This is a genomic window from Streptomyces sp. NPDC001700 (genome assembly GCF_053596435.1).
Genome location: NZ_JBSFGE010000010.1, coordinates 94,600 through 107,151, shown reverse-complemented (window position 1 = coordinate 107,151; position 12,552 = coordinate 94,600). Strand labels below are relative to the sequence as shown.

Here is a 12,552-nt window from a genome sequence, read left to right as displayed (position 1 = left end):
GGCCGCGCTGGTCCATCAGCTCGACGCCACCCCGCGAGCCTCGCCCGTACGCCCCGTGCCCGTACGCCGCGTGCCCGTACGCACCGCGCCCGCGCTCGCCGCGACCACCATCGCGATCGCGGCGCACTGCGGCAGCGACAGGCCCTGGTCGAGCACCAGATAGCCCGCCAGCGCGGCGACGGCCGGGGCCAGGCTCGTCAGCACCGCGAAGGTCGCCGCGGGCAGCCGCCGCAGGGCGAGCAGTTCCAGGGTGTACGGCACCCCGGAACTCATCACCGCGATCGCCAGGCCCAGACCGAGGGCCGCCGGTTCCAGCAGCGCCCCGCCCGAGGCCCCGACCCCCAGCGGCAGGCTGAGCAGCGCGGCGACGGACATCGCGATCGTCAGACCGTCCAGCCGGGGGAAGCGGGCCCCGGCGCGGGCGTTGAGCACGATGTACGCCGCCCACATCACCCCGGCGCTGAGCGAGAAGGCCACGCCCGAGGCGCCGAGTTGGTCGAATCCGCCGTACCCCAGCAGGTACACCCCGGCCAGGGCGAGTCCGGCCCACAGCAGGCTGGCGGCGCGGCGCGAGGCGACGACCGACAGCAGCAGCGGTCCGAGGACTTCGAGGGTGACCGCCGCCCCCAGCGGGATCCGGGCGATGGCCTGGTAGAAGAGGAGGTTCATGCCGCCGAGGGCCAGCCCGAACCCGCAGACCACGGCCCAGTCGGCGCGCGCGTAGCCGCGCAGCCGGGGCCGGGTGATGGCCAGCAGCAGCAACGCGGCGATCGTCACCCGCAGCGCGACCGTGCCGAGCGCCCCGGCCCGGGGAAACAGCAGCGCGGCGAAGGCCGACCCGAACTGCACGGACAGGGTGCCCACCAGCACCAGGCCGACGCCGCCGAGCGTGCCACGGCCGGGGGCGTGGCGGAGGAGGACAGGAGCGGTCGTCGTCGCGGAGGAGCCGCGCGCCGTGGATTTCATGGGCCCCACGCTAGGAACCCGGCCCACGCCCTGTGAAATGCGGATTTCCCTGCGGTTATGCTTCTCGGGCATGACCATCGAGCTGCGGCATCTGCGCGCCTTCCTCGCCATCGCCGAGGAGGGCAACGTCACGCGCGCCGCCACCCGTCTCCACCTGAGCCAGCCCGTGCTCTCGCGCACGCTGCGCCAGCTGGAGGAGCACTTCGGCGCCCGGCTCGTCGACCGCTCCACGCACCATCTGGAGCTGACCGCGGAGGGCCATACGTTCCGCGACAAGGCCCGCGCCGCCGTGGCCGCCGCCGAGACCGCCCTCGACCCCCGGGGCCTGCGGAGCTGGCCCCTGCGGCTGGGCCATCCCTGGGCGGCGCTCGGCGACTACACCATCCCGCTGCTGCGCCGCTGGGACGAGACCCACCCCGGCACTCCGCTGGAGCTGCTGCGCATCGACGACCGCACGGCGGGCCTCACCCAGGGGAAGGTCGACGCGGCGCTGCTGCGGGGCGAGGTCACCCGGGCCGGGCTCCGCACGGAGGCGCTGATGTCGGAGGAGCGGGTGGTGGTGATACCCGCGGACAGCCCGCTGGCGGCGCTCCCCCGGGTCACCCTGGCGGACCTCACCGCCCATCCGATCGCCCTCAACACCGTCTCCGGCACGACGACGATGGGCCTGTGGCCGCCGACGGCCCGGCCCGTCGCGACCATCGAGGTGACCAACACCGACGAGTGGCTGATCGCCATCGCGGCGGGCCGGGCCGTGGGCGTCTCCACGTCGGCCACCCCGAGCCATCACACCCACCCCTCGCTGGTCTACCGCCCGCTCGCGGACGCCCCGGCCATTCCCGTCGTCCTGGCCTGGCGCGAGGGCCTCGGCCACCCGGCCATCCCGGACCTGGTGACCCTGGCCCACCAGGTCATCGCGGCCGACCGGACCGGAGCGCCCTGAGGCCGTCCGGGCGGCGGACCCGCACGGTCAGCCCCTCCGGGCCGGTCAGCCGCGCCTCGCGGCCGCCGGTCTCGTCCAGCCAGGTGGCGGCACCCGGGGCGAGGTCCCGGGCGAGGACACCGTCCACGTCGTCCACGGCGACGACGAGTTCCCACCGCGGGGCGGTGGCGAGGGGTGGTCCGGTGACGAAGTCGGCGCCGACGAGGCCGCCGCCCGTCGTCTCGCGGTAGAAGTCCCGTACCCGGTCCGGCTGTTCGCAGGCCAGGACCATGCGGTACGGGGCGCCCGCGAGGCCGGGCGGAAACCCCCAGCCGGTGAACCGATACGGCTGCCACAGGGAGAAGGCGGCGCCCACCGGATCGGTCAAGGTCGCTATGCGGCCCTGATCGCCCGCGTCGAAGGGCGGGACGACGAGGCGGGCGCCGTGCGCCACCGCCGCTTCGGCGCGGCGGTCGACGTCGTCGACCGTGAGGTAGTAGGCGATGTGGGCGGGGGTGTCCGGTGGGTAGACCGGATCGGCGAGGTCGCTCACACCGCCGATCCGGTGGCCGCCGACGGCTATCTTCGTGGCCCGGCGCCAGTCCTCCTCGTCCACCGCGAAGTGCCAGCCCAGTGCCGTCGAGAAGAAGGCGGTGGCGCCGGGCAGATCGCGGGCCTTGAGGTCCATCCAGCAGAACGTTCCCTGATGATCCGTCATGGCAACATCCTGCCAGCGTGGATCTTCCCTCCGCGCGGAGCGCAACCCCGCGCGGGGGCGGTGGGTCATGTAAGCGCCCACTCCCGGCTTTCCTGAGAGGAATCCATGAAGCTTCGCCGTGCCCTGTCGGCAGCCGCCGCCGTCGCCGCCCTCGGCTCCGCGTCCCTGCTCGCCGTCCCCACCGCACACGCGACGGCCACACACGCGACGAGCGACGCGCCCGCGGCCACCGCCGAGCCGTCGCCGTCCCCGACGTACACCCGCCCGGCCTTCTGCTCCGGCATTCCGGATGAGGAACGCGGAAAGACGGGGCTGCGCGGGCTGCCCGGCACCATCGTCGCCGGGTCCGGATGGCACGAGTTCACCTATCGCGTCACCAACGTCTCCACCGTCACGGTGATGGAGACGGTCATCAGCCTCTACCCCGGTACCGCCGACCCGGACCTCGACGACATCGCCGAACTCGGCATGACGGTCGAGTGGTTCAACCCGGAGACCGGCGCGTGGAAGCCCATCGAGGGCGAGGGCGCGGAGCCGCTCGACAACGACGACTTCGCCACGCTGGGCATGGTCAAGCCGGGCGAGCACACGGACGCCGCGATGCGCATCAAGATCGCCAAGACCGCCAAGGCGGGCACCGGTTACTTCTTCACCCACGGGTACTCGTACGGCGAGGACGACCAGTGCGGCTTCGACGAGATCAGCCAGTTCGACTTCACCGTCACGTCGGCGCGCTGACGTTCGTACAGTTCGCGCTGTTCGTAAGGAACTGAAACCGCCGGTTCGGACGATCCCCCGCGTCGCCCGAACCGGCGGAGGTTACAAGCCATCCTCGAAAGATCGCCGGACGGCATCCTGCCGCCTGAGTATATTGGCTCGCAGCCAGCCAACGCAGGAGTTAACAGCATGTCCCCCCGCAGCCCGTCGGTCAATGAGGAGTTGCGCCGCCGGTCCCAGGCCCGTCTGTTGGAGGCGACGGTCGAACTGGTCGGTGAGCGCGGCTACGAGGCGACGACGCTCGCCGATATCGCCGACCGGGCGGGGGCGGCCCGCGGGCTGGTCTCGTACTACTTCCCGGGCAAGCGTCAGCTGCTGCAGACCGCCGTGCACCGGCTGATGCACATGGAGCTGGCCACGGCCCTGGAGCGCGAGCCGCGCCCGGAGGGCGAGGAGGCCGGGCGCGAGCTGCTGGCGCGCGCGATCGACGCCATCCTGGGGCTCGCCCGGGAGCGACCGCGGCTGATGCGTACGCACATGGCGGGGATCCTCACGGCGGAGGGGTTCATCCAGTGCCCGGAGCAGCAGCGGCTGGCCGCCCTGCTGCGCGACACGGTGACCCGCTACGGCTCGCCGGACCCGGAGGCCGACTACCGGCTGCTGCGGGCGCTGCTGATGGGCGCGGTGGTCGCGGTGCTGCTGCCGGGGGCGCCGATGGAGCCCGAGCGGCTGCGGGCGGAGCTGTTCCAGCGCTATGGGCTGGGCTGGGGCCTGGGGATCCCGCCGGGCGGTGAGCCGCCCGGCGGGGTCCCTCAGCGTGCGTGAACGAACGGGTGGGCCGTCAGCGGTAGTCGGGCTGCGTCTGGACGTTCAGCTCGCGCAGCCGCACCGACCGGGCGCTGTCCGTGCGCCGGTCGTCGATCTTCAGGACGTCGAAGCCCTTGGCCATGTCGTTCGAGTAGATGTAGCCGTTGTAGTAGTACGCGGACCAGGAGCCGCCGCCGACCAGCGTGTCGGCCGAGATCGGGCCGCGTTCGAAGTAGCCGATCTCCTTCGGGCGGGCGGAGTCGGTGAAGTCCCAGATGGACACGCCGCCCTGGTACCACGCCTGGACCATGATGTCGCGGCCCTTGGCGGGGATCAGCGAGCCGTTGTGGGCGACGCAGTTCTCGGTGGCGGCCTGGTGGCGCGGGATCTTGTAGTAGCTCTTGAACACCAGCTTCCGCTTGTCACCCTTGCCGACGATGTCGTAGATGCCGTCGGCACCGCGCTTCGGGCCGGTCGCCTCGTTGCAGGTCGCGGCACCGCCGCCGCCCAGCTCATCGGTGAACACGACCTTGTTTCCGCGCTCGTTGAAGGTCGCCGAGTGCCAGAAGGCGAAGTTGACGTTGTCCTCGACCCGGTCGATGACCCGTGGCTTCGCCGGGTCGGCGATGTCCAGCAGGAGGCCGTCGCCCATGCACGCGCCCGCCGCCAGCTTCAGCTTCGGGAACGTGGTGAGGTCATGGCAGCCGGTGGTCTGGGAGACGCCCGGGTTGCTGGGGCCGCCGGGGTTGCCGCCGTCCGGGAAGAGCACGGGGAAGTCGATGACCGCGGCCTTCTCGGGCGCCTTGCGGGGCACCTTGATGACGGAGATGCCGTCATGCGGAGGCTGGCAGTCCGGGAACGTCTCGCTGGGGAAGTACGAGGAGACGTAGACGTACACGTTCTTGCGGTCGGGCGCCAGGGTGTGGGTGTGCGAACCGCATGAGGTCTCGACGGCGGCGACGTAGCGCGGGTTGCGCTTGTCGCTGATGTCGAAGACCTTCATGCCCTCCCAGGAGGACTTCTCGGTGGCGGGCTGCGTGGTGCTGGTGCAGGAGTTGTCGCTGCGCGAGGAGTCGGTGGAGAGGAAGAGCAGGTCCCCGGAGACCGATATGTCGTTCTGCGCGCCGGGGCAGAGCACCTGGCTGACGACCTTCGGGCGCTTCGGACGGCTGACGTCGTAGATGACGAAGCCGTCGTAGTTGCCCGCGAAGGCGTACTTGCCCTGGAAAGCGAGGTCCGAGTTGGTTCCCTTGAGGTCCTGCTTGGGGATGTTGGTGAGGTGACTGACGTTGTCGCTGTGAACGATCTCGTCCACCCCGGGGATCTCGCCGTTCTCGATGGCGGCCCTGGTGTCGGATGCCTGACCCTTCGTCACCCGCTCGCCGCGCGGCGCGTCACCGGGGTCCGGTGTCGCGACGGCGGGGCTCGCCGCCAGCAACGAGGCCACCAGTCCGAAGGCGGCCACGGCCGCACCGAGGTATCTGCGCCGCTGCGGGGATCTTTCCCACGGCTTCACTGCGTCCTCCCTATGTCCTGTGCCCGCTCGGAGTTGAACGGTTCCTGGGACGTGGGCAGTATCGCGCCTCTCATGTACACCACAACAGGCGGCAACATAGTCGTCATACAAAATCCTGACTTCCCCTGGAGGTAACGGTGTTGCACCGGCGTACGAGGCTTCACGCCGCATCCCTCGCGTTCGCGGCCGCGGCCACCGCCGCGATGCTCGCCCTCACCGGCTGTGAGCCGGACGGCGGCAGGCAGGACACCGGGAAGGGGACGGACGGCAAGCCCGCGGTGATCGCCCCGGGGCGGCCGGGTGAGGCGGCGCGGACGCTGTCGGCCGAGGAGGCGGCGAAGGCGGGCGACGACGACTCCCCCAACGCGGCCGACCGCGCGTACATCACGATGATGATCGAGCACCATCAGCAGGCCCTGGTCATGACCGACCTCGCACCGGACCGCGCGAGATCGGCCGACGTCAGACGGCTCGCCGAGCGCATCGCGGCGGCGCAGGGGCCGGAGATCGACGCGATGCGGGGCTGGCAGCAGACCACCAGCGGCGCGACGAGCGGAGAGCACCACCACGGCGGGACGGCGAAGATGCCCGGCATGGCCACGCCGAAGCAGCTGGCCGCGCTGCGCGCCGCCGAGGGCGCCGACTTCGACGCGCTCTTCCTCAAGCTGATGATCGCCCACCACCGGGGCGCGCTCTCGATGGCCACGGATGTGCTGGGCCGGGGCAACAACGTCCGGGTGGAGGAGATGGCCAACGATGTGATCGCGCAGCAGAACAGCGAGATCCGCCGGATGCGGAAGCTGGCGTAAGGGGCTGGCGTGGGGGGGCTGACGTAAGGGGGCTGGCGGGGCGGCGCGCAGGCGCGCCGGGTCGGAGCGCTCGGGCCCGCCGGGTGCGATGCTGGAGACAGCCTGCGGAAGGAGTTCCTCCGTGCTTCGCGTCGCCGTCGTGGGATCCGGGCCGAGCGGCGTCTACGCCGCCCAGGCGCTCGTCCAGCAGGAGTCCGTACCCGAGGTGTCGGTGCATGTGCTGGACCGGCTGCCGTGCCCGTACGGGCTGGTGCGCTACGGCGTCGCCCCCGACCACGAGAAGATCAAGTCGCTGCAGAACACCCTGCGCGCGGTCCTGGAGCACCCACGGGTCAGCTTCCTCGGCAATGTGCACGTGGGTCCCCCGCCGCTGGTGCCGCAGCGGCTGCTGGGGCTCTACCACGCGGTGGTCTACTGCGTGGGCGCGGCGACCGACCGGCGGCTCGGCGTGCCCGGCGAGGAGCTGCCCGGCAGCTACTCCGCCACCGAGTTCGTCTCCTGGTACAGCGCCCATCCGGACGCCCCCGGCGACGCCTTCGCGCTCGGCGCGCGCTCCGCCGTCGTCGTCGGGGTCGGCAATGTCGCGCTGGACGTGGCGCGCATCCTGGCCCGTGGGGCGGAGGAGCTACGGCCCACCGACGTCCCCCACCTCGCCCTCGGCGCGCTCGCCGACAGCCGGGTCGCCGATGTCCATGTGGTCGGCCGCCGAGGCCCGTCGCAGGCGAAGTTCACCACCAAAGAGCTGCGCGAGCTGGGCTCGCTGACCGGTGCCGATGTGCTCGTACGCCCCGAGGAGCTGGCGCTCGACCCGGCGTACGGCGACCCCTCGGAACTGCCCGCGGCAGGGCGCCGCAACGTCGAGGTGCTGCGCGACTGGTCACGGCGCGCGCCCATGGGCCGTCCGCGCCGCGTCCGGCTGCGCTTCTTCCTGCGGCCCGCCGCGCTGCTCGGCGAGGGCGCGGTGCGTGCCGTGCGGTTCGAGCGGACCGCGCCGGACGGGCGGGGCGGGGTGGCGGGCACGGGCGTCTTTGAGGACATCGCGGCGCAGCTGGTGCTGCGGTCGGTGGGCTATCGGGGCGTACCGCTGCCGGGGCTGCCGTTCGACGAGCGGCGGGGCACCGTGCCGAACGCGGCGGGGCGGGTGCTGCGCGGCGGTGTGCCCGCGCCCGGCGAGTACGTGGCGGGGTGGATCAAGCGCGGGCCGACCGGGGTGATCGGCACCAACCGGCCGTGCGCCAAGGAGACGGTTGCCTCGCTGCTCGCCGACGCGGACGTGCTGGCGGCGCGGCCGGTGGCCGAGGACCCCCTCGCCGCGCTGCGCGCGGCGGGCGTCGAGCCGGTCGAGTGGACCGGCTGGCTGCGGATCGAGGCGGCGGAGGCGACGCTCGGGGAGGCGCTGGGCCGTACGAAGGTGAAGATCCCGGACTGGCCGGGGCTGCTGGGCGCGGCGCGCGGCGAAGACTGAAGCCGCGCTGAATCAGCCGGGGCCGCCCGCCCGGTCGTCCTGGCGGACGACGGCGGCGATGACGCTGTCGAGCAGCCCGGGGAACAACGCGTCCAGATCCTCGCGACGCAGGGCGTTGATCTTGGCGGTGCCCCGGTAGATCTGGTGGATCACACCGCATTCGCGCAGCACCCGGAAGTGGTGGGTGCTGGTGGACTTGCTGACGGGCAGGTCGATCACCGAACAGGACAGGTCGCAGCTCTCCTCGGCCAGGGTCCGCACCACCCGCAGCCGCATGGGGTCGGACAGCGCGTGCAGCACGCCCTCCAGCCGGATGTCCTCGCGGCGCGGATGCTCCAGCGAACGGCCCGCCCCGCGCTCCTGAGGTGTGGTCTGCCTCTGCACGACTGCCGCTCCTCGTCGCGTCGTTCCGGGCCCACCATGGTACGAAGCTTCTCGTAGTCTCACATCCGGCGTACTTGATAGTGAGTAGCCGGGATGGTCGGCCGGGGCGGGCGAGGTGATCGGCGTCGGCATCGCTGCGGTGGTGCTGCTGATCACCTTCGGCTCACTGGCCGCCCGCCGGGCTGCCGCTGCTCACCGCCCTTCTCGGCACCCCCATGGTCATCCCGGTGGGGCGCCACCACAGGGCGGCCGCGCCCCTCCCCCGCACCGTCACAGGCCCGACCCGACCGTGTAGGACACCCTGATGCCCGGCTCTCGCAGAACCACTCACAGAAGCACTGGCAGAAGCGCCCGGCTCGCCGCGGTGCTCGCCACCCTGGCGCTCCTGTTCGCCACCGCCTCGGCGTGCGGCTCCGGCAAGGACTCCGGGGACGCCGACTCCGGTGAGCCCGCCGCCTCGGCGGGCGCCTTCCCGGTGACCATCCCGCACAAGTACGGCAGCACCACCCTCAAGGAGGAACCCCGGCGGATCGTCACCGTCGGCCTGACCGACCAGGGCGCCGTGCTCGCCCTGGGCAAGGTGCCGGTGGGAACCACCGAGTGGATCGGCGGCCACCCGGGCGCGATCGGCCCCTGAGCCACGGCCAAGCTGGGCAACGCTAAGCCGTCGACCCTGCTCAAGGACACCGGCACCGGACCGCAGACGGAGAAGATCGCGGCCCTGCGGCCCGACCTGATCCTCGCGGTCTACAGCGGTCTCACCAAGGAGCAGTACGCGACGCTGTCGAAGTTCGCCCCGGTGGTGGCCCAGCCGAAGCAGAACGCCGACTTCGGCGTGCCGTGGCAGCGGCAGACCGAGATCATCGGTACCCGCGATCGTGTGGATCGTGGCCGACCCGGTGAAGGACCGGGCCAAGCTCGACAAGAACCGTTCCTAAAGACTGAGTGGTAGTGAGTCCTGGTTCCAGGACTCGTGCTCAGCCGGGTGCCCCGGACGGTGTTGGGCACCCTGGTCGCCCGCTTTCGCTCCGCCTCCGGCGGCGACGGATCGTGTCCGTGGTCCGGGAATGCGGGGGCGGGTTTCCTCACGCCCCGGGAGGCCCGATGCGGCCTGGACGGTCCGATGCCCCGCACGTTCGCTCTGGTCGTGCGGGGGCGGTGCCGTCCGTCGCCGGATCGGGTGCCCCAGGGCGCGCCTTCCGATTGCCACCGCTGCCGCGTGATGGCGAGTGGTTCTCCTGGTGGTGCTGGTGAGGGGCTTTTGCCAGTGCTGGGCGCCCCACTTTGACGTGTACGCGGGGTCGATGGCCACGATCGTGATGCCGAGCTCGGCGGCCATCGAGGCCAGTCGTGCCCGTAGCTTGGAGGTGGGCATGCCGGAGATCAGTTTGCGGAACCGCTTCCGCCTGCCGTGCTTCTCGCGGGTCTTGTCCGCCTGGAAGTCCAGGTCCTCGATCGCGATGCTCAGGTTGTGGCGTTTGGCCCAGTGCAGCAGGCGTACCAGCGCGTGCCGTACCTGGGCGTCGCGGTAGGTGGCCGGTCCGTCTCGGTCGAAGGCGAACCGGCGCGGATCGCCGACCGGATTGCCGCAGTTGTCCAGGCGCCATGCCGCCAGGTGGTCGGCGTTGGTATCGACGCCGACCAGGCCACCGGCGCGGGCCTGAGCCAGCGGAACGGTCTTGACCGGCGGGATGGTCCAGGAGGCGGTGATGTACCAGCGGTGGCGGGCCACGTCCCGGTGGATGCGGTAGGCCACAGCCCGGTTCGCCGCCACACGGTCGGCCCACTCCGCACCCCGGTGACGGAAGGCGACGGCACCGGTGAGGACATACCGGCCCTGCGCCGCGTTCGCCAGATGTGTCAGTGGCGCCGGGAGCTTGATGCTGACCTGGCCGTCCGGGGTGACGCGGATCGTCTCGTTCCCCAGCCGCTTCCCGCTCTCACCATCGGCCTGGAGGAACCAGCGCCGGGCCTCCCACTGCTGCCGCCACCCGGCCTCGGAGAGCTGCGCTTGTGCGAGGTGGTGACGGGTATTGGCCAGCCGTTTTCCTCCTCGCACCACGCGTACACGGCCCGCTTCGCGGTCGGCACACGCGGCAGCGAGCCGGTCCCGCAGGAGGCGCAGGCGGCGCGTTTTGGTGAACCACTCCTGCCGGGTGCGGTAGCCGCCCGGGCTCCGCTTCGTCCCCTTCGAACCCACCGGCAGCGACAACCGGTCCGCGATGGTGCGCACACCGGCTTCCAGGGTCTGGATGTGGGCGTACTGCGCACGCCGCGATAACGCCCACTGGTCGTGCGTGGCCTTGGTGATACTGCCCGCCCACCGCGACGAGGACTCCCCGGTCACAGCGCGCTTACGCGCCGCCCACGAGTCCGCGGAGTGCTCCAGCCCCTCGGCACAGCGCTGCTTGAGGTCGCGCGAAGCCAGTGTTCCAAGATGCGTGCCGATCAGCCGCAGCGCCTCTTCGTCCCTCGCGGTCAGGCCCTTGAGCCGCGTACGGATCGCGACACCGGACGGACCAGGGACGACGAACGGCGCCGACAGCTCACGCAGCACACCCACCCCGCACCCCTCCCGTTCCGCGAGCCCGGCGGCAACACGCCCATCACCCACCCAACGACCACACCCGCGAAAAGGTCACCCATTCGAACCGGGAACCCCCGTTCCCTCCTCCGGAATCGCACAGTCCACAGCCCGGATACTCACTCACACACGCTAGAACACACTCATACACACTCAATCAACAACTGCTTGCCACCCCCTCTACGCCGACCTGAAGGTGGCGAAGCAGGACCGCGAGGTCTACGTCAAGGAGACGGGCGACTACGGGAACGCGATCTCCTTCGTGTCGGTGCTGAGCCTGCCGTACACGCTGGACCGGCTGGTCCCGCAGCTGGCCGCCGCCCTCGACGGCAAGCCCGCTACGAAGGTGACGCAGCCGAAGTCCGGAACCTGACCTCCAGTGGAGACACCCGCGCCGACCTGCGGGAAGACGCTTCCACGGGCCGTTGTCAGTGGTGGGGTGCAGACTCTGTGATGTCGGACACATCCCTCATCGAGTCTCTTCGCCCCCTCACCTCTCCCTACGCCCCAAGGAGTGAGTCCGTCATGGACGATGTTCTGCTCGCCGTCGGCACCCGCAAGGGTCTCTTCCTCGGCCGCCGCCGCACCGGCCCGGACTGGGACTTCACCGGTCCGCACTTCCCCATGCAGGCGGTGTACTCCGTCGGCATCGACACCCGCCGCTCCGGCGCGCCGCGGCTGCTGGCCGGTGCGGACAGCTCGCACTGGGGCCCGTCGGTCTTCCGCTCCGACGACCTCGGGGAGAGCTGGCATGAACCCGCCCGGCCCGCGGTCCGGTTCCCGGAGGGGACGGACACCTCGCTGGAGCGGGTGTGGCAGCTGCACCCGGCCGGGCCCGCCGCGCCCGAGGTGGTCTACGCGGGCACCCAGCCGGGCGCGCTGTTCCGCTCCGAGGACGGCGGGGAGACCTTCGAGTTCGTACGGAGCCTGTGGGACCACCCGCAGCGGCCCGAGTGGGGCGCCGGGTTCGGCGGCCAGGCGGTGCACACGGTGGTCACCGACCCCCGGGACGCCGAGGCGGTGACGGTGGCCGTCTCGTCGGGCGGGGTGTACCGGTCGACGGACGGCGGGGCGAGCTGGGCGCCGTCGAACAGCGGGCTGAGGGCGGAGTTCCTGCCCGATCAGTATCCGGAGTTCGGGCAGTGCGTACACAAGATCGCTCAGGACGCGGAGGACCCCGACCGGCTGTATCTGCAGAACCACGGCGGGGTGTACCGCAGCGACGACCGGGGGGCGCACTGGTCGGAGATCGGCGAGGGGCTGCCCGCCGACTTCGGGTTCGCGATCGCCGCCCACCCCCGGCGCGGCGGAGTCGCCTATCTCTTCCCCGCGTCCGACGGCTCGGACCGCTATCCGCCCGGCTACCGCTGCCGGGTCTACCGCACCCAGGACGCGGGCGCGTCCTGGGAGGAGCGGTCCGCCGGGCTGCCGGGCGAACCGCACTACGGGGTGGTGCTGCGGGACGCGCTCCGTACGGACGACGCGGACCCGGTCGGGGTGTACTTCGGCAATCGCAACGGCGAGGTGTTCGCGAGCGCGGACGAGGGCGAGAGTTGGCAGCAGATCGCCCAGCACCTTCCTGATGTGCTCTGTGTGCGAGCGGCGGTGATCGGATGAGACCGTGACCGGGTCATACGGCACGCGGCCAGGGGCTGAGCCACTAG

The 12,552-nt window shown here is 71.6% G+C and carries 11 protein-coding genes and 2 pseudogenes; 8 read left to right on the top strand and 5 right to left on the bottom strand.

Annotated features, from left to right (window positions below; all coding sequences use genetic code 11):
• Positions 1 to 15: 15 nt before the first annotated feature.
• Positions 16 to 966, bottom strand: a complete 951-nt coding sequence (locus tag ACWC5C_RS20435) for an EamA family transporter (RefSeq protein ID WP_450877131.1) — start codon at positions 964 to 966, stop codon at positions 16 to 18.
• Positions 967 to 1,036: 70 nt separating this feature from the next.
• Between ACWC5C_RS20435 and ACWC5C_RS20430 the strand changes: the two genes are divergently transcribed.
• Positions 1,037 to 1,909: a LysR family transcriptional regulator gene (locus ACWC5C_RS20430; RefSeq protein WP_450877129.1), complete on the top strand. Its 873-nt coding sequence runs from the start codon at positions 1,037 to 1,039 to the stop codon at positions 1,907 to 1,909.
• Here the strand turns inward: ACWC5C_RS20430 and ACWC5C_RS20425 are convergent.
• Positions 1,878 to 2,606: a VOC family protein gene (locus tag ACWC5C_RS20425; RefSeq protein ID WP_450877127.1), complete on the bottom strand. Its 729-nt coding sequence runs from the start codon at positions 2,604 to 2,606 to the stop codon at positions 1,878 to 1,880. The genes ACWC5C_RS20430 and ACWC5C_RS20425 overlap by 32 nt on opposite strands.
• 105 nt (positions 2,607 to 2,711) lie before the next feature.
• Between ACWC5C_RS20425 and ACWC5C_RS20420 the strand changes: the two genes are divergently transcribed.
• A complete protein-coding gene (locus ACWC5C_RS20420) occupies positions 2,712 to 3,344 on the top strand; it encodes a hypothetical protein (protein ID WP_450877125.1) in 633 nt (210 codons plus the stop codon).
• A gap of 168 nt (positions 3,345 to 3,512) precedes the next feature.
• Positions 3,513 to 4,148: a TetR/AcrR family transcriptional regulator gene (locus tag ACWC5C_RS20415; protein ID WP_450877123.1), complete on the top strand. Its 636-nt coding sequence runs from the start codon at positions 3,513 to 3,515 to the stop codon at positions 4,146 to 4,148.
• 16 nt (positions 4,149 to 4,164) lie between these two features.
• Here ACWC5C_RS20415 and ACWC5C_RS20410 read toward each other — a convergent pair whose 3' ends face one another.
• Entirely contained in the window at positions 4,165 to 5,646 is a 1,482-nt protein-coding gene (locus tag ACWC5C_RS20410; RefSeq protein ID WP_450877121.1) for an LVIVD repeat-containing protein, read from the bottom strand.
• A gap of 137 nt (positions 5,647 to 5,783) precedes the next feature.
• On the opposite strand from ACWC5C_RS20410, the gene ACWC5C_RS20405 reads away from it, so the two are divergent.
• Both ACWC5C_RS20405 and ACWC5C_RS20400 read left to right on the top strand, forming a co-directional pair.
• Entirely contained in the window at positions 5,784 to 6,455 is a 672-nt protein-coding gene (locus ACWC5C_RS20405) for a DUF305 domain-containing protein (RefSeq protein WP_450877119.1), read from the top strand.
• 121 nt (positions 6,456 to 6,576) lie between these two features.
• Complete coding sequence (locus ACWC5C_RS20400; protein WP_450877117.1) at positions 6,577 to 7,920, top strand: FAD-dependent oxidoreductase; 1,344 nt, start codon at positions 6,577 to 6,579, stop codon at positions 7,918 to 7,920.
• Between the two features lie 12 nt (positions 7,921 to 7,932).
• Here ACWC5C_RS20400 and ACWC5C_RS20395 read toward each other — a convergent pair whose 3' ends face one another.
• The gene (locus ACWC5C_RS20395) at positions 7,933 to 8,304 is read right to left on the bottom strand and encodes an ArsR/SmtB family transcription factor (RefSeq protein ID WP_385436622.1); all 372 of its coding nucleotides are present in this window, start codon (positions 8,302 to 8,304) and stop codon (positions 7,933 to 7,935) included.
• A 304-nt stretch (positions 8,305 to 8,608) separates the two neighbouring features.
• On the opposite strand from ACWC5C_RS20395, the pseudogene ACWC5C_RS20390 reads away from it, so the two are divergent.
• Positions 8,609 to 9,172 (top strand): annotated as a pseudogene (locus tag ACWC5C_RS20390) (ABC transporter substrate-binding protein); the annotation flags it as partial.
• Positions 9,173 to 9,238: 66 nt separating this feature from the next.
• Here ACWC5C_RS20390 and ACWC5C_RS20385 read toward each other — a convergent pair.
• Positions 9,239 to 10,867, bottom strand: coding sequence for an IS200/IS605 family accessory protein TnpB-related protein (locus ACWC5C_RS20385; RefSeq protein ID WP_450877115.1), 1,629 nt, complete (start codon positions 10,865 to 10,867; stop codon positions 9,239 to 9,241).
• A gap of 199 nt (positions 10,868 to 11,066) precedes the next feature.
• Between ACWC5C_RS20385 and ACWC5C_RS20380 the strand changes: the two are divergent.
• A pseudogene (locus ACWC5C_RS20380) lies at positions 11,067 to 11,261 on the top strand (iron-siderophore ABC transporter substrate-binding protein); the annotation flags it as partial.
• 152 nt (positions 11,262 to 11,413) lie between these two features.
• Positions 11,414 to 12,505, top strand: coding sequence for a WD40/YVTN/BNR-like repeat-containing protein (locus ACWC5C_RS20375; RefSeq protein ID WP_450877113.1), 1,092 nt, complete (start codon positions 11,414 to 11,416; stop codon positions 12,503 to 12,505).
• Positions 12,506 to 12,552 lie beyond the last annotated feature (47 nt).